Origin of the sequence: Streptomyces sp. RKAG293, from assembly GCF_023701745.1 — a bacterium.
In the GTDB taxonomy this organism is placed as follows: domain Bacteria; phylum Actinomycetota; class Actinomycetes; order Streptomycetales; family Streptomycetaceae; genus Actinacidiphila.
Map to the genome: position 1 here is coordinate 4,139,807 of NZ_JAJOZB010000001.1, position 19,271 is coordinate 4,159,077.

General features: G+C 72.1%; 18 protein-coding genes. 5 read left to right on the forward strand and 13 right to left on the reverse strand.

The genetic code is table 11. The annotated features are described in order from the left end of the window. Positions 1–25: 25 nt before the first annotated feature. Positions 26–1,465 (reverse strand): hypothetical protein, encoded by a 1,440-nt coding sequence (locus tag LNW72_RS18175; protein ID WP_250976385.1) that lies wholly within the window; start codon positions 1,463–1,465, stop codon positions 26–28. Positions 1,466–1,717: 252 nt separating this feature from the next. Then, on the reverse strand, positions 1,718–3,100 hold the full coding sequence (locus LNW72_RS18180; protein ID WP_250976386.1) for a transcriptional regulator: 1,383 nt from the start codon (positions 3,098–3,100) through the stop codon (positions 1,718–1,720). Positions 3,101–3,426: 326 nt separating this feature from the next. Between LNW72_RS18180 and LNW72_RS18185 the strand changes: the two genes are divergently transcribed. From LNW72_RS18185 to LNW72_RS18195, 3 genes are all read left to right on the forward strand, one after another. Beyond that, positions 3,427–4,056 (forward strand): bifunctional DNA primase/polymerase, encoded by a 630-nt coding sequence (locus LNW72_RS18185; protein ID WP_250980206.1) that lies wholly within the window; start codon positions 3,427–3,429, stop codon positions 4,054–4,056. 135 nt (positions 4,057–4,191) lie between these two features. Then, positions 4,192–4,944 carry an ABC transporter ATP-binding protein gene (locus LNW72_RS18190; RefSeq protein WP_250980207.1) on the forward strand — a complete coding sequence of 251 codons (753 nt, stop codon included), beginning with the start codon at positions 4,192–4,194 and terminating at the stop codon, positions 4,942–4,944. After that, positions 4,941–6,542: a transporter gene (locus LNW72_RS18195; protein WP_250976387.1), complete on the forward strand. Its 1,602-nt coding sequence runs from the start codon at positions 4,941–4,943 to the stop codon at positions 6,540–6,542. The genes LNW72_RS18190 and LNW72_RS18195 overlap by 4 nt, the downstream gene beginning before the upstream one ends. Positions 6,543–6,646: 104 nt before the next feature. Here LNW72_RS18195 and LNW72_RS18200 read toward each other — a convergent pair whose 3' ends face one another. From LNW72_RS18200 to LNW72_RS18245, 10 genes are all read right to left on the reverse strand, one after another. After that, positions 6,647–9,613 (reverse strand): BTAD domain-containing putative transcriptional regulator, encoded by a 2,967-nt coding sequence (locus tag LNW72_RS18200; protein ID WP_250976388.1) that lies wholly within the window; start codon positions 9,611–9,613, stop codon positions 6,647–6,649. 54 nt (positions 9,614–9,667) lie between these two features. Further along, positions 9,668–10,126, reverse strand: coding sequence for a pilus assembly protein TadG-related protein (locus tag LNW72_RS18205; protein WP_250976389.1), 459 nt, complete (start codon positions 10,124–10,126; stop codon positions 9,668–9,670). Next, a complete protein-coding gene (locus tag LNW72_RS18210) occupies positions 10,123–10,560 on the reverse strand; it encodes a TadE/TadG family type IV pilus assembly protein (protein WP_250976390.1) in 438 nt (145 codons plus the stop codon). Before LNW72_RS18210 ends, LNW72_RS18205 begins: the two co-directional genes overlap by 4 nt. Before the next feature lie 8 nt (positions 10,561–10,568). Further along, positions 10,569–11,048: a TadE family protein gene (locus LNW72_RS18215; RefSeq protein WP_250976391.1), complete on the reverse strand. Its 480-nt coding sequence runs from the start codon at positions 11,046–11,048 to the stop codon at positions 10,569–10,571. An 8-nt stretch (positions 11,049–11,056) separates the two neighbouring features. Further along, positions 11,057–11,305, reverse strand: coding sequence for a hypothetical protein (locus LNW72_RS18220; protein WP_138353525.1), 249 nt, complete (start codon positions 11,303–11,305; stop codon positions 11,057–11,059). An 84-nt stretch (positions 11,306–11,389) separates the two neighbouring features. After that, complete coding sequence (locus tag LNW72_RS18225; protein WP_250976392.1) at positions 11,390–12,295, reverse strand: type II secretion system F family protein; 906 nt, start codon at positions 12,293–12,295, stop codon at positions 11,390–11,392. Next, positions 12,292–13,182 carry a type II secretion system F family protein gene (locus tag LNW72_RS18230; protein ID WP_138353597.1) on the reverse strand — a complete coding sequence of 297 codons (891 nt, stop codon included), beginning with the start codon at positions 13,180–13,182 and terminating at the stop codon, positions 12,292–12,294. Before LNW72_RS18230 ends, LNW72_RS18225 begins: the two co-directional genes overlap by 4 nt. Further along, positions 13,182–14,489: an ATPase, T2SS/T4P/T4SS family gene (locus tag LNW72_RS18235; RefSeq protein ID WP_250976393.1), complete on the reverse strand. Its 1,308-nt coding sequence runs from the start codon at positions 14,487–14,489 to the stop codon at positions 13,182–13,184. The genes LNW72_RS18230 and LNW72_RS18235 overlap by 1 nt, the downstream gene beginning before the upstream one ends. Before the next feature lie 13 nt (positions 14,490–14,502). Then, entirely contained in the window at positions 14,503–15,303 is an 801-nt protein-coding gene (locus tag LNW72_RS18240; RefSeq protein WP_138353523.1) for a hypothetical protein, read from the reverse strand. 8 nt (positions 15,304–15,311) lie between these two features. Then, complete coding sequence (locus tag LNW72_RS18245; protein ID WP_250976394.1) at positions 15,312–15,986, reverse strand: hypothetical protein; 675 nt, start codon at positions 15,984–15,986, stop codon at positions 15,312–15,314. A 398-nt stretch (positions 15,987–16,384) separates the two neighbouring features. On the opposite strand from LNW72_RS18245, the gene LNW72_RS18250 reads away from it, so the two are divergent. Together LNW72_RS18250 and LNW72_RS18255 are read left to right on the forward strand one after the other, a co-directional pair. Further along, positions 16,385–17,032, forward strand: coding sequence for a hypothetical protein (locus LNW72_RS18250; RefSeq protein WP_250976395.1), 648 nt, complete (start codon positions 16,385–16,387; stop codon positions 17,030–17,032). Next, positions 17,020–18,027, forward strand: a complete 1,008-nt coding sequence (locus LNW72_RS18255) for a hypothetical protein (RefSeq protein WP_250976396.1) — start codon at positions 17,020–17,022, stop codon at positions 18,025–18,027. The genes LNW72_RS18250 and LNW72_RS18255 overlap by 13 nt, the downstream gene beginning before the upstream one ends. An 84-nt stretch (positions 18,028–18,111) precedes the next feature. On the opposite strand, the gene LNW72_RS18260 is transcribed toward LNW72_RS18255, so the two are convergent. Beyond that, on the reverse strand, positions 18,112–19,098 hold the full coding sequence (locus LNW72_RS18260; protein WP_250976397.1) for a hypothetical protein: 987 nt from the start codon (positions 19,096–19,098) through the stop codon (positions 18,112–18,114). Positions 19,099–19,271 lie beyond the last annotated feature (173 nt).

Below are 19,271 nucleotides of genomic sequence, written 5' to 3' on the forward strand. Positions count from 1 at the left end.
CCGCTGACGCGGGCGCCCGATCGGCTCAGAGCTGGGAGTACTCACGCTCGGTCAGGTTGTGCTGCTTCGCGATCGCGTTCCAGAGCCGGACCGCGCGCTTCTTCTGCGCCGTCGCGCTACCGCTCTCGCGGTCGCCCACCGACTTGACCGGGGTGCCCTTCGCGTGGCCGCCCTTGCAGGTCTTGCCGTCGCCGGCCGCCTGGTCCGCCCAGGACGCGTACGCGTTGTCGGCCGCGGCCGACGCCGCCCACGCCTTGTTCAGCGCCTCGGACAGCTCCGCGTGCTGCGGCAGCTGGTCCACCTGGAGGGCCGCGAGCCGGGTGACGAGCGTGCCGCGCTGGCCGGCCGCCGCGCGCAGGTCGGCCGCCGCCTGGGGCAGGTTCTTGCAGGACTTGATCGACTCCACCGCGCTGACCACCGAGGACCGGCTGCTGCCGCTGTCCTTGAGGAGTGCGTCCAGGGTCTTCGCCTGCTTCGTGGCGGCGTCGTCGGCGGCGCCGCCCGGCTGCGCGGACGCCCCGGCCGACGAGGCCGGCGGCTTGCTCGCCTTGGCCTGGTCCTTGCTGTCGTCGTCGCCGCCCGCGCTGAGCGCGGCGCCCGCGGCCAGTCCGGCCAGGGCGCAGCCGCCGACGACGATGCCGATCACCGCGGCCGGGGAGAGCCGGCGGCGCGATCCGCCACCGCCGCCACCGTTCGCACCATTCGCGTTGTTCGTACCATTCGCACCGTCATAGGGATCCGCATGACCCTGGGCGGGCGCCGGTGCCGGCGGCGCCGCCTGCACCCGGTAGGGCTGCTGACGGGCCGGCTCCGGCCTCGGCTGCTGCCGGGGGCCGTCCTGCCGGTACAGGTGGTCGTAGTCGTCCGACGGGGCGGACTGCGGCTCGTCGTACGACTGGTCGTACGAGGGCCCCTGCGGCTGGTCGTACGACGGCTCGTCGAAGATCGAGAGCGACAGGTGCCGGGTGGCCTCCGCCTCGCTCTCGGCGGGATACCCCGCCGGCCCGGTCCCCGCCCCGAAGTGCTCGGGCGTGAACGGCTCGGGAGCGAAGGGTTCCGGCGCGAACGGCTCGGCCTGGAACGGATCCGGGGTGAACGGCTCCGGGGGCGGCGACGAGCGCGGGTACGGCGGCAGGAACTGGGTGGCGTCCGCCTCCGGCACCGGTGCGGCGGCCGCGGGTGGCGCCTGGGGCATCGCGGGCGGCATCGCGGGAGCGGGCGGGGTGGCCTGCGGATACGGCGGGAACATCATCGTCGCGTCCGCCCCCGCGCCGGCCTCGGGCGGCAGCGGCTGCGCGGCGCCCGGCACCTGGTCCCACGGCTGCCCGCCGGCGGGCCGCACATGGTCCTCGTAGTGCTGCGGCGGCTGCTCCGGTGGCAGCACCACACCCCTTCGGGGCTCGGGCGTTCCCGGGTTCTGCCGGTACTGATCGTCCGGCGTCTCGTCGCCGTGTCCGCTGTGCATCGCCGGAACTCCCGCCTTCACCCGTCGTCGGACCCGTCATCGGACTCGACGGCTCACGCTACCGGGTCAGCCTGAGAACCCACCACGCACCCGATCGGGCGAGGGCCGGACAGGGCCGTGTTGACGACGGGGAAGGACCGAATGGCGAGGTATCGGCCGTCTCTTGGGGCGTCGTGCACGGCGATGTCGTTCCGGTATCGATTCCGGCGGGTGGTGATTCCGCCGGTATCGCGAACACCCGGACGACACGGCCTACGCCGCGGCCTCCTGCTCCTGGAGATGGGCGCCGAACTCCCGTACCGCGGGCTCCGCTCCGTACGGTTCGAGGCGGCGGCGGAAGTCGTCGAGGTATTCGGCACCGCGATGGGAGCGCAGCCCGGTCAGCAGGGCCACCGCCTCGGTGCCCGTGTGGCAGGCCTGCTCGATCTCGCGCTGCTGCACCTGGGCGTCGGCGAGGAGGAGCAGCCCGATCGCGCGGCGGCGCACCCGTGTCACGGGGTGGCCCGCGAGGGCCTCCTCGGCGCGCCGGGCGGCCGGTGCGGCCTGGCCGAGATCGCGGTGGCCGTGCGCCAACTCGTCGGCCAGATAGGCCTGGTCGAAGTGGGAGATCCAGTCGGGATCGTCGTCCGGCTGGGAGTGCTCCAGCGCGTCGACGGCCTGTCCTGCGACCGAGGCGAACGTCCGGGCGTCGCCGAGCAGCGCGTGCCCGCGGGCCTCCGCGGCGTAGAACATCGCCTGCGCGGTGGGAGTGACCTGCCCGCGCGCCCCCTCCTGCGCAGCTCGGGCGAGCTGCGCGATCTCGCGCGGATTGCCGAGCGTCTCGGCGAGATGGCTCATCCCGGCGGCCAGCACGTATCCGCCGTAGCCGCGGTCGCCCGCCGCCTGCGCGAGCCGCAGCGCCTGGATGTAGTAGCGCTGCGCGAGCCCCGGCTGCCCGGTGTCGATGGCCATGTACCCGGCGAGTTCGGTCAACCGCGCCACGGCGCCGAAGAGCTGACGGCCGGTCGCCTCGCGGTACGAGCCCGCCAGCAGGCCCGACACGACGCTGTTGAGGTAGTGCACGACGATGGGCCGGACATGGCCGCTGCCGAAGCGGTGGTCCAGGTCCACGAGCGCCTTCGTCGTGGCCCGCACCGCCTCCACGTCCGCCCTGCCGACCCGTGAGCCGCCGGCCCGGGCGACGGCGCCGTCGGTGCGGGTGATCAGCCAGTCGCGGCTGGGCTCCACGAGGGCCGAGGCGGCCACCGTCGACCCGGTGAGGAAGTCCCGGCGCCCGACGTCGCTGCGCCACAGCTCGCAGGCCTGCTCGATCGCGCCGAGGACGGTGGGCGCGAAGTGCAGCCCGATGCCGGTGGCGAGGTTCTTGCCGTTGGCCATGCCGATCTCGTCGATGGAGACGGCCCGGCCCAGCTTGCGGCCCAGCGCCTCGGAGATGATGGCCGGTGCCCGGCCACGCGGCTGCTGGCCTCTCAGCCAGCGGGCGACGGACGTCTTGTCGTACCGCAGGTCGAGGCCGTGCTCGGCCCCGCACATGTTGACCCGGCGGGCCAAACCGGCGTTGGAGCAGCCGGCTTCCTGGATGAGCGCCTGCAGCCGTTCGTTCGGCTGCCGCGCCACCAGTGGTCGTGCGGCCATGTCGTGCCCCTCCTTCGTCGCGGGACCACGGGCCTGCGCCCGTCGTCCCGCTCCCCCTGGTGACCCCGGCGATCTTCGATAAGAGATCAATGCCCAGCACACATGACGTGAATTCACCGTTTTCACGGCATTTCTTCCAGGGCGTACGTCTCCGCACCCACCAGGGACTACCCGCATCCGGGGCCGCGTTCTCGCACGCGCCCCCGGCCGTGCACCCGTGCGCCCATGATGAGCCGCGGCTCCACCCCGTAACCCTTGGTGACCGAGGTAGTTGTGCAGCGCGTGGAAGACACCATCGGAGCCCCCCGCAGCAGCTCACCGACCAACTGCTCGACACAGCGGTCCGATACGCGGAGGAGCGGCACTGGGACGTGCTGCCCGGCTCCTGGCTGGAGGACGACGGCGGCGGTTCACGCTGCTCGTGCGACTCCCCCGCCTGCCCGGCGCCCGGCGCGCACCCGACCCGCCCCGACTGGGCGACGCAGGCCAGCGGCAGCGCCGTCGCGGTGCGCCGGATGTGGTCCAAGCAGCCGCGTGCGTCGATCCTGCTGCCGACCGGACGCACCTTCGACGCGATCGACGTCCCCGAGGTGGCCGGCTGCCTCGCCCTGGCCCGCATGGAACGGATGGACCTGCCGCTGGGCCCGGTGCTCTGCACCCCCAACCGGCGGCTGATCTTCCTGGTGCTGCCCGGTGCGTCGGTCAAGGTCCCCGACCTGCTGCGCAAGCTGGGCTGGCCGCCCGCCTCCCTGGACCTCCTGGTCCGTGGCGAGGGCGACTTCATCGCTTCCCCGCCCACCCGCACCGGCACCGGCGGCTCCGTGCAGTGGGCACGCCAGCCCACCGCCCTCAACCGCTGGCTCCCCGACGTCGAGGAGCTGCTGAGCCCGCTGGCGTACGCGTGCGGCCGCGAAGCGGCTGCGAGCCGGGCCCGGGTAGCGCCCGCCGGGGCCTGACAGGGCCTGCTCTAGGCTTCCCCGTGGATCAGCGGTCTCCACGGGGAAGGACGGCGCAACGTGCCGAAGACATTCGAGGCGGGGGCGCCCGACGAGGGCGCGCCGGAGCAAGGCGCACCGGATCAGGGCTACGCGGTGAGCGTCCACAACCTGTGGAAGTCCTTCGGCGAGCAGGTGGCCGTGGCCGGGATCGACCTCGAACTCCCGGCCGGACGGTTCATCGGTCTGGTCGGCCCGAACGGCGCCGGCAAGACCACCACGCTCTCCATGGTCACCGGCCTGCTCCGCCCCGACGACGGCACCGTCCTGATCACCGGCCATGACGTCTGGACCGACCCCGTCGCCGTGAAGTCCCGGATCGGCGTACTCCCCGAGGGACTGCGGCTCTTCGAACGCCTGTCGGGCCGCGAACTGCTCGCCTACACCGGCCGGTTGCGCGGCCTGCCCGGCGCCGAGGTCGACAAACGCGCCGCGCAGCTGCTCGACGTCCTCGACCTCGCCGCCGCGCAGAACAAGCTGGTCGTCGACTACTCGACCGGCATGCGGAAGAAGATCGGGCTGGCCGCGGCGCTGCTCCACAACCCCGAAGTGCTCTTCCTGGACGAGCCCTTCGAGGGTGTCGACCCGGTGTCCGCGCAGGTCATCCGGGGCGTCCTGGAGCGCTACACCCGGTCGGGCGCCACCGTCGTCTTCTCCTCGCACGTCATGGAGCTCGTGGAGAGCCTCTGCGACTGGGTCGCGGTGATGGCCGCCGGCCGGATCGTCGCCCAGGGCCCGCTCGCCGACGTACGGGGCGAGGCGTCGTCCCTCCAGGACGCGTTCCTGTCGCTCGTCGGCGCCACCGAACGCGGCGGCCAGGACCTCGACTGGCTGGGCGGCGCACGATGAGCGCCGCAGCCACCCACCCGTCGGTCACTCCGGTCTTCATCCGGCTCAAGCTCGCCATCATCCGCAACGGGCTGCGGCAGTCCACCGGCCGCACCATCGGCTGGATCGTCGGCGTCGTCTTCGCGATGCTGTACGGGCTCGCCATGGGCGTCGGGATGATCGCGCTGCGCCACAGCGACTACGGGCCGGCGGCCGCCGTCGGGCTGGCCGTCGTCCTCGTCATCGGCTGGGCCGTGATGCCGCTGTTCCTCTTCGGCGGCGACGACACCCTCGACCCCACCCGCCTCGCCATGCTGCCGCTGCGCCCGCGGCCGCTGATCACCGCCCTGCTGATCTCCTCGCTGCTGGGCGTAGGGCCGGTCTTCACCGTCATCGTGACGGCGGGCGCGGTGTCCGCGCTGGCGGGCAACGCGGTCTCCATCGTCGTCGCGGTCGCCGCCGTCGCCCTCGTGCTCCTGCTCTGCGTGGCGCTGTCGCGCGCCGTCGCCGCCGCCAACACCCGCCTGCTCACCAGCCGCAAGGGGCGCGACCTCGCCCTGCTCAGCGGCCTGTTCGTGGCGGTCGGCGCACAGCTCGTCAACCTCGGCGCCAGCTCGCTCGCCTCGTCCGACGGCCTGGACCGGGTCAAGTCCCTCGCCTCCGTGCTCCGCTGGCTGCCGCCCGCCCCCGCGATCGACGCGGTCCGCGCGGCGGCCGAGGGCTCCTACGGGCCGGCCGTCCTCGAACTCCTCTACGTCGCGGCCGTCCTGGCCCTGGTGATCCGCTGGTGGCACCACAGCCTGTACCGGCTGATGGTCATCCCCGACGCCTCCACCCTCCAGGCCGCGGAGAAGGAAGCGGGCACCGGTGGCGGCCGGCTGACCGCGCTGCTGCCCGGCGGCCGCACCGGCACCGTGATGGAACGCCAGTTCCGCTACGCCTGGCGCGACCCGCGCTCCAAGGCGGCCTGGGCGACGGCGCTGGCCGTCGGACTGCTGCTGCCGATCGTGGCCGCCGTCCAGCACGGCAGCGTCTACTCGGCGTGCTGGGCCGCCGGGCTCCTCGGCATGCAGATGTACAACCAGTTCGGTGTCGACGGCTCCGCCTTCTGGACGGTCGCCTCCACCATCTCCACCCGCGCCGACGCCCACGCCGAACTGCGCGCCCGCGCACTGGCCCTGTCGACCGTCGCCGTCCCGTACGTCACGGTCGTCACCATCGGCTCGGCCCTGCTCCTCGGCCGGCCGGACGCCGTCCCGGAGACCCTGGGGCTGTCCTTCGCCCTGCTGGGCGCCCTCATCGCCGCCGGCGCCTTCGCCAGCGTCCGCTTCCCGTACGCCCTCCCGCAGGACAACCCGTTCGGCAGCTCGGCCCCCGGCCAGGGCGGCCTCGCCGCGATCAGCCTCTTCGGCGGCGGCCTCACCGGCGCGGCCTGCTGTCTCCCGCTCGTCGGCCTGACGATCTACCTCCACGTCGCCGGCCACCACGCCTACCTCTGGATCCTGCTGCCGGTCGGCGCCGTCTACGCCCTGGCCCTGGCCGCGGCATCCCTCCGCTTCACCGCCCCCCGACTCCTCAACCGCCTTCCGGAGATCCTGGCGGCGGTGGCGAAGGGCTGAGCACGGCGAAGGGCTGAGCAAGCCGAACGCCCGGGCGGGAACGCCCGGGCGCCGGATGCTCGGCCGGCCATTGCTCGGCCGACGATCGCTCAGTTGGCGATTGCTCAGTTGGCGATGCTGCCGATGCTGCCGCGCCAGGTCGGGAGCAGTTCGTCCAGGAGGGCTTCGACGCGGGGCGGAAGGCCGCGGGCCGCGCCGTTGAGGGTGTGGTTGCGGGCCAGGAGGGATTCGGCGGCGGCTTCGAGGCGGGCCGGGTCGCCGGTGGCGTGGGTCGCGTGCAGGAGGGCGAGCCAGAGCCGCTCGTCGGAGCCGGTGACCGCCAGGGCGGTCTGTACGGCGGCGACGGCGGCCTTCGGCTTGCCCGCGTCGAGGTGCAGACCCGCGAGGGCGAGGGCGACCTCGGCGACGAGGACCGGGTGCTGGGCGTCGACGATCTCGTGGGCGAGCCAGCCGTAGCGGCCCGGGGCGCGGTCCTCCAGGAGGGAGCCGCGGGCCAGCGCGAGGGCGTCGGCCAGCAGCCGGCGGCGGGTCTGCGGGTCGTCGGCACCGGGGCCCTCGGAGGCCGCGTGGTGCAGGGTCTGCAGGACGTCCCAGTCGGAGACGACCGTGCTGGACAGCACGAGGCGGCCGGTCGCGTCGTACGACATCCGCGACGAGCCGTCGGCGTCGGTGCCGAGCCAGTCGCGCAGCCGGTCGATGAGCGCGTCGCGCACGTCGTCGGTGACGCCGCGCGGCCAGAGCGCGGAGGCCAGCACCCGCGGATGGACGCCCTCGCGGTGCAGCAGGAGCAGCGCCAGCGCCTCGTGGAGGAGCAGGCTGCGCCCGGCCTCCGGGGTCTCCAGACCGATGAGTTCGAACGGGCCGAGCAGGCGGGCGTACACCCCGGGCCGGCCCTGGTCGGTGAGGTCGACCATGAACGGCGGTACGGAGGCGGACGGTTCGCGGTCCGGGTCGGCCGCCGCGAACAGCCCGAGGATCGCCTGGTACTGGGCGGCCGGGAGCAGCTGTGCCTCCAGGTCCAGACCGAGGAGCGGGGCGAGCAGCCGGCCTGCCGCGGTGACCTCGAGCGCCCAGGCGGCGCCCGGCAGGTCGTCCCGGGCCGATGCGACGAGGTAGCCGATGCCCAGCCGGCCGGAGTCGGCGGCGAGTTCGGCGAGCCGGTCGGCCTCCTCCTCGGTGGGCTCGGTGGCGATCAGGACGAGGTGCGGGGAGCGCTGGGTGTGCTGGGCGCTGCCGGTCCTGCCGGTCAGCACGTTGTCCTGGCCGGCGGTCCGCAGTGCGGCGGAGCGCTGCGCGGTCTCGGCGGCCATCGTCTCGATGACCTCGGGGACGTCCGCGAGGTGCCGGATCCTGGCCGGCGCGAGGGCCGTGAGGTCCTCGGCGAAGCCCACGAGCGTCACCGTCATCCGGTCCGACCAGCCGTTGGTGGCGAGTTCGGCGGCGACGGAGGCGAGTACCGCCTCACGGTCGGCGCGGGCGCCGGTCAGCGACACGATGCCGGGCACCGCTTCGAGGTTGAGCATCAGCCGGGCGCCGTCGAGGGTGCCGAGGGCGGCCAGGCCCGGGTACGGGGCGCTGGCGGAGACGTCCGCGTCGGCGGGCAGGTCCGCCCGGTCCAGCCGCCAGAACGTCTGGTCCTGGCCGAGCTGCCACGGCGCGGGCGGCTGGCCCTCGGGCCAGGCCAGCTGGAGGTGCAGCGCCTCGTCGGTGAGCCACGCCGCGTAGACGGTGGGCAGCTTGCCGCCGTCCGAGGCGAGCCGTGCCGACAGGGCGCGCAGCGCGCGGTCGAGGAACGCGACGGTGTCGGCGTCCGCGCCGATCCGCAGCGCGTCGGCGGCGTCCGCCTCGGGCCCGTTGGGGGTGCGGGGCGTGCGGACCGCGCCCGCGGTGACCGACTGCCAGAGCGCGGTACGGCGGCGCCGGCCCAGCGCGGCGAGCAGTCCGGCCGCCAGCAGCGGGGCGCCGATGAGCGCCTCGGCCAGACCGAATCCGTGCCCGGAACCCTGGGATGCGGACGGTGCGGCGACGGCCGGCCCGACCGGGGCCGCTTCGGCGTGGGCGGGCTGCTCTGCGGGCTTCTGCGTGGGCGTCTGGGCCGGTGTCTGGACCGGGGTCTGGGCGGGTGCGGTGTGCGCCGCGTGGGCTCCTTCGGCCGCCGTGTCCTTGACCCCGCCGCGCTCCGCGTAGTGCTGCACGTCAGGCGCGGGCTTCGGCGCCGCGACCGGCATCTCCACGAGGTCGCCGCCGCGCGCGTCGGCCGGCATCTCCATGATCCAGCCGGGCCGGATCAGGCTCGCCTTGGACAGCTTCGAACCGTCGGGCTGCGCCCGGTCCTTGTTGAGCTGGTAGATCTCGTTGTAGCGGCGGCCGTCGCCGAGGTGGCGTTCGGCTATCTCCCACAGCGAATCGTGGTGCCGGCCCTCCGGCGGCTGGATCCGGTAGAACTTCGTCGCCTCCTTGGCGGCCTCCGCGGCGGCGGCCGCACCCGGCGTCACCGTCGTGGAGGCGGCCCCGCCGCCCTGCTGCTGCGCACCGGCCGCGTGCTGCTGGTGCTGCTGCACCTGCCCCGGCGTCTGCTGGGCGGTCACGGCCGGGCCGCCGCGGTGCGGCTGGTCGTGCAGGTTGCCGAGCTGCGCGAGCCCCGGCGTGAGGCTGGCGGCGCTCGCGCCGATCAGCAGCAGCGCGGCGATCAACTGGCGGGCCAGCAGCTGGCTCGGCCCGGACGCGGGCACCCGCGACGGCATCCCGATCCCGGAGATCGCGGCCTTGGTCTCCACGATCACGCACGCCGCGAACTGCGCCCACGCCAGCCACACCACGACGGCCAGTACGTTGATGAACGTCTCCGTCGTGATCGGCTCCCGCAGCACCTCCATCGAGAAGGAGTGCGGCAGCGGCGAGCCGACGATCTTCAGCAGCGCGACCGGCACACCCACGACCAGGACGGCGAGCGCGAGAAACGCCAGGAGCGCCCGGACGACGTCACCGAACGTACGGCGGCGCCGTGGCGGCTGCGGCCGGCCCGGTTGCGCGGGTTGGGCCGGACGCCGACTGGCGGTCGTGCGTGCCATGGCTCGTTCCTCTGCCTTCTGCCTTCGGTGGTGCGGTGGATGGATCGGGACGGATCAGCCGGTGGCGATCTCGGCCGCCGCCGTCCCGTGGACCGTGAAGTCCTTGCTGTAGAAGAAACCGGTCAGAGTGGGACTGTAGGTGAGCTGGATCCTCACCTCTACATGTTGGTCGGTGGTCTTCGCCATGTCGCAGCCGGAGGCGGCGGCGTCCGCGATGCTGAGCCCGGAGCGTGCGGCGAAGTCCTTGACCCGGGCGTCGCAGTTCGCGGTGTTGATGCGCGGCGGGGTTCCCGCGGGCGCGTTCCGCAGCGCTTCGACGTCGATGTCCTGGGCCGCGTAACGGGCCGCCTGCTCGGCGATGTCCGCGGCGCGCTCCCGCTGGTGGATCGACAGACCGCCGTCCACGACGAAGGCGGCGAGCGTCATGAACACCAGGGCGAACATGAGCACCGCCGCGGTGCCGGAGCCGCGGTCGTCGCGGGCCGCGGAGCGTCGGGCCGTCAGCCACGTCACGGTGCTGCCCTCCGGTACGGGTCGAGCGGCGAGGCGCTCGTGGCGGTGATGGTGTTCTCGATGTTGAGCCCCAGGACCCCGAACCCGCGGACGGTGCACGTCACATCGACGGAGAAGAGGCCGCCGGCCTCGAAGCCCGCGCTGGTCTTCGTCACCGTGGGGTGGTCGAGGCAGGTGTCCGCCAGATCCGCTTCGGCCGCCGCCTGGGCCTGGCGCATCGCCGTCCCGCCGTCGCGCTGCAGCGAGCCGGCGCGGGCGGCGTCGCGGGCGGCGCTGTCCACCGCGCCCCGGCCGTCGACCAGCTGTCCGAAGGCGACCAGGACGAGGATGAACAGGATCATGACCGGCGCGAGGATCACCACCTCGATGGTGGAGATCCCCTGATCGCCGGAGTGGCCGCCCCGACGGGCCCTGTTCCGCAGCCAACTGCGCATGTCCGGCCTCAGCCCCCGATGTCCGGTACGAAGCGCTCGATCGGGCCCTGCGAGTGCTCGTTCACCGTGAACGTCATCCCCGGGAAGACCGTCGGCACGGTGGCCGTCACCCGGATCCCCACGGTGTTGTCGGCGGGGCCGGAGGACGTCACCGTCGGGCCTTCCAGCAGGTTCGGCCCGAGCTGCTGGATATAGCTCGATGCCGTGGCCTTGGCTTTCGCCTCCCAGCCACCGGGGTTGCCGTCCGCCTCGGCCCGCGCCTTGCGGGCGCCCGCCTGGGCGGCGGCCTGCGCGACATGGTCGGCGAAGTAGAAGAGCCCGAACTGCACGGTCGCGAAGATCATGAAGAAGAGCACCGGGGTCAGGAAGACGAACTCGATCGCGGTCATGCCGCGGTCGCCACCGGAGCCGCTGCGACTGCCCACACCGCTGTCACCGCGGGCGGCGTCCAGCCTGCGGCGTACGAAAGACCCTGATCGGCTGCTCATCACTCCGCTTACTTGCAGGTACCCGTGTCGGTGGTGCCCGAGATGCAGTTGCCGACGTCGGTGGCCTTGCCCTTGAGCGCGTTGTTGATCAGTGCGGCGACCACACCGACGATGGTCACGACCACGGCCGAGATGATGACCCACTCCACGGCGGACGCGCCGCGTGAGGTCTCCTCCGAGCGGGCGTGACGCACCCGCCCCTGAATGAACGTGACGAGGAAATCGATCGCGGGGTGACTGATGGGCAAACGGTTCATGGTTCAAGTCCTCTCGACTCGGTGACTACGTGGATCAGACTCTGCACATCAGATGTCTCAGGCGATTCGGATGTTTCAGGCGTTTCAGACCTTGAAGACCCGCATCGCGGCCGGAAAGATCAGGAAGACCAGGAAGCCCGCACAGAGCAACAACTGGGCCACGAGCATGGACTGCGACTTCTCGCCTGCCCCGCCCTCGATCTCGGAAAGCTCCCGGTGCCGCATCGTCTCCGCCCGCGAGGCGAGCGACTCGCGCACCTTCGCACCGTCGTCGGCGACCAGCCCCAAGGTGACCGACAGGTCCTTGAGTTCCTCGACCCCCAGCTCGTCGCCGAGCCGCCCCAGGGCGACCCACTGGCTCGTGCCGGTGATCCGCGCGTCCGCGAGGGCGTTGCGGATGCGCAGCAGCGCCCAGCCGTCGCCGATCTCGGCGGCGGCCATGAGCGCCTCGGGAAGGCCGCGGCCCCCCGCGAGGTTCATGGAGACCAGGTCGAGGTACGCACCGATGACACGCCGCAGGTCGCGGCGCTTGTCGACGGCGTCGCGCCGTACTTCCACGTCCGGCAGGAAGAAGAAGAGACCGCCGAAGAGCAGCGCCATCCAGAGCGGGATGACGGGGTTGCTGCCGACGCCGAGCTGCCAGGCGATCGCGAACAGGAACGGGCCGAAGAACACCCCGACCGCGGACAGCATCACCTTCGTGGCGAGGAAGCTGTCCCAGCTGCGGTCGAGCACGGCGAGGTCCGCCCGCAGGGAGCGCTGTTCCCAGCCCTGCTGCAGGTAGAAGGCCGAAACGCGCTGGCCGAGCCGCCCCTTGAGGTCGGTGGCGCGCGGTGCGGGACCGTTCGACGGCCCCGCCGCGCGCAGCGCGTCGATCTGCGCGACGGTCGCGACCGCACCACGGCGGTTCGGCATCAGCGCCCGGACGAGGGCGAAGATGCCGAGACCGGCGATGGCGCCGACGGTCACGGTCAGGAAGATGCTGTTCATCGGGCGCCCATCTCCTGTCGCTCGGGTGCGTGCGTCAGGAACCGTTCCGGCGTCTCGATCTTCGACAGATTGCGCAGCCACCAGAACCCGGCGGCGAACAGCGCGCACACGACGCCCAGCACCAGCTGGCCGACGGCCGTCCCGTACGGCTCGACGAAGCTCCGGTTGAAGATCGCCAGCCCCAGCACGAAGGTCACCGACACCACGATGACGATCTGCACACTGCGCCGGGTGCTCGCGCGCTGCGCCATGACGCGCTGCCGCATGTCGACCTCCTCGCGGGCCGACTTGGCGAGGGCGCCGAGGACCTCGCGCAGACCCGGGCCGCGGAGGCGCGAGTTGAGGATGAGCGCCGCGATGATGATGTCGGCGGAGGCGTCGTTGATCTCGTCGGCGAGGTGCTGCAGCGCGTCCGGGAGGGGAGTACGCGACCGCAGCCGGTCGACGAGCGCCTCCAGGTGGGTGCGCAGCGCGGGGGCGGCGGCCCGCGCCGAGGCGGGGATGGCCTGCTCCAGGCCGACGGCGCCGGCGATGGTGTCGCGCAGCGACTCGGTCCAGGCGGCGAGCGCCTCGACGCGCTTCATCGCGGCGCGCTCCTCGGCGGCGCCGCCGAAGAGGCGGTCCCAGGTGAAGACGAGGATGCCGGTCGCGGCGCCCATCACCATCCACCGGGTGAGCGCCAGGACGACGAGTCCGCCGCCGATCGCCAGCGAGCCGCGGGTGGACAGGAAGCGGACCAGCTCGGCGGCCCGCTTGCCGTTGTCGTTGGCGGCGCCCGGCTTGGGCGCCCAGCCGCGCAGCGCGACGACGAACAGCGCGATACCGCCGCCGACGGCCGTGCCGGCCAGCAGTCCGTACAGCACGGGCAGGGAGAACACACCGGTCATCATCGCCACACCCCCGAGGGCTGGTAGCCGTTGGCGAGGAGTTCGTCCAGGCAGGACAGCGGCGCGTGCGGGTAGGCCCGCCCGTCCTGGCCCTCCGCGAAGACCTCGCTGGACAGGACGCGGCCGTCGATGCCGTTGACCTCCCGGATGGATGTGACGACACGGCGCAGGGTGCCGCCGCGTTCGAAGTCGTTGCGCCGCTGCACGAAGACGACGAAGTCGATGGCGCCCGCGACGAGCATCTGGGACGCCTCGACGGGCAGCCGCTCCTTCGCCTGGAGGGCGTACGTCGAGATGCGGTTGAAGACCTCGGCGGAGCTGTTGGCGTGGATCGTGGAGAGCGAGCCGTCGTTGCCCTGCGACATCGCGTTGAGCATGGTGACGATCTCGTCGCCGAGCACCTCACCGACGATGACGCGCGAGGGGTTCATACGCAGCGACCGCCGCACCAGCTCGGCCATCGAGATCATGCCCTGGCCCTCGGAGTTGGGCAGCCGCTCCTCGAACGCCACGACGTTCGGGTGCAGTTCCGGGAACTGGTCGAGCCCGAGCTCCAGCGCCCGCTCGACGGTGATCAGACGCTCGGTCGGCCCGATGACGTTGGCGAGCGCGCGCAGCAGGGTCGTCTTCCCGGCGTTGGTGGCGCCCGCGATCATGATGTTCTTGCGGGCGAGCACGGCGGCGCTGAGGAACGAGTGCAGTTCCGGGGTGAGCGTGTTGTTGCCGACCAGGTCGGAGAGGAAGACCTTGCCGAGCCGGGCCCGGCGGATGGAGAGTGCGGGGCGGCGCGTGACGTCCATGACGGCGGACAGACGTGAGCCGTCCGGGAGCCGCAGGTCGAGCTGCGGGTTCGCCGAGTCGAAGGGGCGCGACGACAGGCCCGAGTACGCGCCGAGCACCTGGATGAGCTCGATGAGCTCCTCGTCGGACTCGGCCACCGGGTCGGCGCTCAGTTCGCGGCCGTCCGCGTACCCGACGAACACCTGGTCACAGCCGTTGATGTCGATGTTCTCGACCTCGGGGTCGTCGAGCAGCGGCTGCAGCCGTCCGACGCCGAACAGCGCGGCGTGCACGGCCGCCGCGTACGCCTCCTCGGCCTCCGCGTTGGGCGGCGTGCGGCCGAGGTTGATCTCGGCGCGCGCGTAGTCCTCCAGGATCTGCGCGATGACCGCGCGGGCGAACTGCCGCTCGTCCTCGGGGGACATCGCGGGCACGCCCGACACCTGGTCGAGGCGGCGCTGCTCGGATATGCGGTCACCCGCGTCCTGCCGGAACCGCTTGACGAGCTGGTGGTCCATCGCGCTCATCGGAGAACCCCGCTCATCGAAGAACCCCGTACCGGTGCGGCACATCGGCGGTGATCTGCCGGGCCGAACGGATCAGCAGCGACTTGTCGAGCCGGCCACGGCGGCGGCCGGCCAGCTGCTCGGCACCCGCCGGGTCGTGGGCGAGGGTGCCGACGACGCGGGCGGCGATCTGCGAGGCGACGAGCATGTCGTTGACCTGGCTGACGATACGGGCGCTCTGTCCCGGTTCGGCGACCAGCAGCACGCCGATCGGCGGGAAGCCGAGCGCGGCCGCGCCGCGCTGCGAACCGTGCAGCTTGGCGGAGAGCGCCGCGGCGCGGTCCCGCACCCTGGCGAGCTGCTCGGGCTCCGTCCGGGACACCAGCAGGACGAGCGCGGCATGCGAGAACAGTTCCAGCGAGGGCGAGTCGGCGCCGATCCGGCCGCAGTCGGCGAGCACGTCGGCCGCGCCGTTCGGCGACTCGGCGAGCGTCGCGAACGCCCGGCCCAGCGTCGGCCACAGCCCGACCAGCCCGGCCGCCTGCTCGGAACCGCCGAGCCCGACGACGACGTCGAGGCCCCCGGCCAGCGGCTGCGCGTGGTCCCACAGCTGTTCCGCGGCCAGCCCGCGGCGGGCCGTCGCGGCCAGCGACAGCATGCCGGTGTTCGGGTCGAGCACACCGCCGTGCGCGGCCTGGCTGCGGTAGACGAGGTCACCGCCGGACGGGTCCGCCTCGACGAGCAGCGCGCGGCGCGGCCAGACGGCGGCGAGGGCGACAGCCGTCGTCGTCACACCGGGCGAACCCTTGTCGGCCGCGATCGCGATAAGTGCCATGGCGGGCCTCAGCCCTTGCTGGCGGGAACGAGCACCAGCGAGACCTCGCCGGCGGACGCGGCCAGCGTCAGCGGGCCGGCGTCGCTCTGGTCGACGACGATCGAGTACGCGGTGCCGCTGCTCCCGAGTCCGTCGCCGCCGCCGGCCGGGACGGCCTTGACCTTGGCGTTGTCGGCGAGCAGGGTGTTCCCGCCGCCGGAGTTGCCGGAGTTGCCCGCGGTGGACTTCGCCGCGTCGTTGCCCACCCGGTAGACCGCGACCGTGTCGCCGATCTTCAACCCCTCGGGGAACTGCCCGCCCTTGAGGGAGAGCCCGATGATCGCTTTGCCCGCCTTGAGCTGATTTTCCTCACTGCTGAGCATCGGCCCGACGAGAACGGACCCCTTGACGAGGTCGGCGGCGGCTCGGTAGTTGGCGAGCCTCGTCCGGTCCGACCACTTCACATAACTGATATCCGAACCATCGGCGACCATTACTTCACGGATCGCCGAAGCCGGAATGCGCTCCCCCGCCGGTACGGGTTCGGTGATCTCGATCGCCGAAATCCGGTTCCCGGCACGCATGACCAGCACCGTCGCACCCAGCGCCCCGACGAGGATGAGCAGTACGGCGAGCGCCGCCAGCGCCGGCTTCCGCTCCCGCGGCGCGACCGGCAGCCGCTCACCCGTCGGCCCACCCATCATCGGCCCGGGCACAGACGGCCTACCACCACTGCCACCTGCAGCGGAACGTTCCCTGATCTTCACGTCAATGCCCCCGTCGAGCTGGCGTGCTTGGACTCCTGGCTGCGTGGGGAGAGGTCGTCGCGCTCCGGATGGCGACAGCCCGCAGGCCGGTGTCAAGTCACCGCACGCTATCAGCGCCGCATAAACACCCTCAAGGCGCATCGTGTGACAGGAGACTCACGGAAGCGCAACAGAACTGTCCGGGATCATTCATCGGTGAACGGACTTCAGTCAGGAATGTGACCCCGGCGTACGGACCCGGTCACAGAACGGGCAGGGTCCCTATAACCGCTCGGACATCACCGGTAGCGTCGAGCCTCAACGCTCTGTCCGCGCATCACACGGGGGACCCCATCGTGACCCGCAGCACGCCGCCCATCGCCGCCGCCCTCGCCACGGCCACGGCCCTGGCCCTGGCCCTGACCGCCTGCGGCAGCGACGCCAAACCCTCCGAAGGAATCTCCGGCGTCCCGACCACCACCCCGACCGCAGCTCCGACCACCTCGGCGGCCGCAGCGGAACCGAACGCGCCGACGTTCAAGCTGCCGGCCGACGTCAAGGTCCAGGTCGACGGGTTCGAGAGCACGGATGCCGCGAAGAAGGCCGTGCTGCGGGACAGCTCCTTCGCGATGACCTCGTGGGTCGAGGCCAAGGCCAGCGGCGCGAAGAGCGCGAACCTCAAGCGCTACTTCGCCGGGCTCCAAGGCGCCCAACTCGCCGACTCGGTGATCAAGTTCGGCAAGAGCGGAATGACCGTCACCGGAACGTACCGCTACTACCAGCCGACGGTGCAGATCACCGGCAAGGACAAGGCGAGCGTGCTGCTCTGCGAGGACCAGAGCAAGGCGTTCTCGAAGAATCGCAAGACGGGCAAGGCCGTGTCGACGACTCCGTCCCTCGCGGACTTCAGCCGCTGGAACATGGTCCTTTCAAAGAACGCAGCAGGTGATTGGCAGGTGCTCAACTACACCTACACGGAGGGCGTCAAGGAATGCCGCAGCTGAAGTGGCCTTACAAGTACGGCATCGTCGGCCTGGGGATGTGCCTGGCCGTCCTCGCCACCACCGTCTCGCCCGCCGTGGCCAAGGACACGTTGCCGCCCACCCCTGGGACGCCCGCTCCGACCAATACCGTGATCAAGTCTCAGGTCAAGTGGTCCGGCAGCAGCGACGGCAAGGACGCCAAGCCCATCGCCTCCTCCGACGTGAACTGGACCGCACCCCCGTGCTGGTACGAGCCCTTCTACACGCCCGAAGAGTTCGACGCCTATCTCATGGCCAAGTACACCGAAGCCGGACAGAACGGCTCGGATACGGTCTACGACTACTACTACCAAATACGGTCGGAAATGGAGGCGATCCACTACCACAAGGGCGACAAGGGTACGTGGTGGCTGCTCGTGCAGAACGACCGTCTCCCGCCCGGCTCCCCCTTGTGCTCGGCATCGCCTTCCTGGCAATGGATCGGACCCGCCGATCCGCCCACCGGTCCCGTCATCACCGCTGAGATGCTCTCCAAAGCCGCCTATGGCGCGACCAAGCTGCCCTCGCGCCAGGTGACTTTGAGTCCCGCTGCAGCGGGCCAGAAGGTCAACCTGCCCACCTTCATCAAGTTCGACGATCCCGTGGACCCGGTCTGGGTGACCGCCGCGCTGCCAGCTGTGAACCTCGCCGCCACCGTGGTCGCCGTCCCCTCGGCGCTGCACATCGACGCCGGAACCCAGTACGCCGACCCCCAGTCGTGCGACTACACCTTCGCCAAATCGGGTGCCGCCTACCAGGTCGACACCTCGGGCGCCGCATGCAACATCACGTACCGGAAGGCGACGACCGGCGGTGGCGGGTACACCCTCAGGGCCCGCATCACCTGGACCGTCAGCTGGACACCGACCGCCACGCCCCAGATCGGCGCGGGGCAGCGCCTGCCGGACGGCTACTCGACATTCGACCAGCCCGTCGCCGTCCAGGAGATCCAGGCCGTCGGCAAGCCGACGTCGTAGTCCGGCCGGTCATGGCCGACGCCTCTCGCGGTCGGCCATGACCGCGAAGCGGCTGCCCGACCGCCGCACTGTTGACGCGCGCGCCTAACCGATCGGCACCGCCCGGATATGCCCCGGCGCACAGCCCCCGTACGTGGTCAGGGCCTGGGCGATGTGGCGGATCACGGTGGTCGGGGTGTGGCGGAGTTGGGCTGGGGTGAAGGCCAGGGGGTGAAGGCCGTGGGACGCCAGGTGGTTGCGGCGGTTCATGGTGCGGTGCCAGTCGGCCGGGCTGAGGTGGTACTCGCGGGAGTCGATCTCCAGGACCACACCGGTGTCCGGCCAGTAGCCGTCGGGGGTGGCGAGGAACGTGCCGTCGGCGAGCAGCAGGGTGGCGTTCCAGAGTGGTTCCGGCAGGCCGCCGGTGCGCAGCACTTCGCGGGCCTGGGCCTCGGAGACGGAGCGGACTCCGGCGAGCAGCTCCTGTATGACGGCGCGGATCGGGGCGATGCCGCGGGCCGAGGTGCCGAGGATCTCCTCGGTGAGCGCTTCGACGGAGCAGCGGCCGCGCTGGACGGCCTCGGCGCAGGCGGCCCTGACCTGCTGGAGGTCGGCTCCGAGCCGGGTGGTGTCCACCAGCGCCCGCGGCAGCGGCGCGGTGGGGAAGCCGGCGACGTTGCGGGGCCTCGGTACGTGCCGGGAGCGCAGGACGGTGACGAAGTCCCGGCTGCCGGTGTACCGGTTGCAGGGTACGAGCACATGCGTCCCCGGCAGGGGCGGGACATAGCGCAGGCCGAAGAGCCGTAACGCCTCGGGCCCGGTGAGCATCGCGCCCTCGCCCGCGTACAGGAGCGCCGCTCTGGTCCGTTGTCGTGCGGTCGGGGGCCCGTTGTGGAAGAGGTAGGTGCGCGGCAGCAGTCGCTGCCACGGGCCGCCGGGGCGGCATCGGTGGGCGAGGACCCCGCTTCCCACACCTAGGACTCGCAGTTGGCGGACGGTCGCGACGCCGTCCTGGCGGAGATGGGCGAGGGCGTGACCATCGCGGGGAGAGGTAGCGGGACGGGTTCGCCGTGAGACTCGGTTCGCGGTCATGTACTGATGATGACTCGTCCCTTTCCTCCCCCGGATCCGCCTGTGGACAACTTTCTGCGAACCGGCCCTGCGACCGCCGTACCAGCGGCGCAGCACCCTCGCATCCCCGGCGCGGCTGTTCCTGGGACTCGTGGGGCGGATATCGTCCGTATGACCTAGTCGGACCCCCCGGA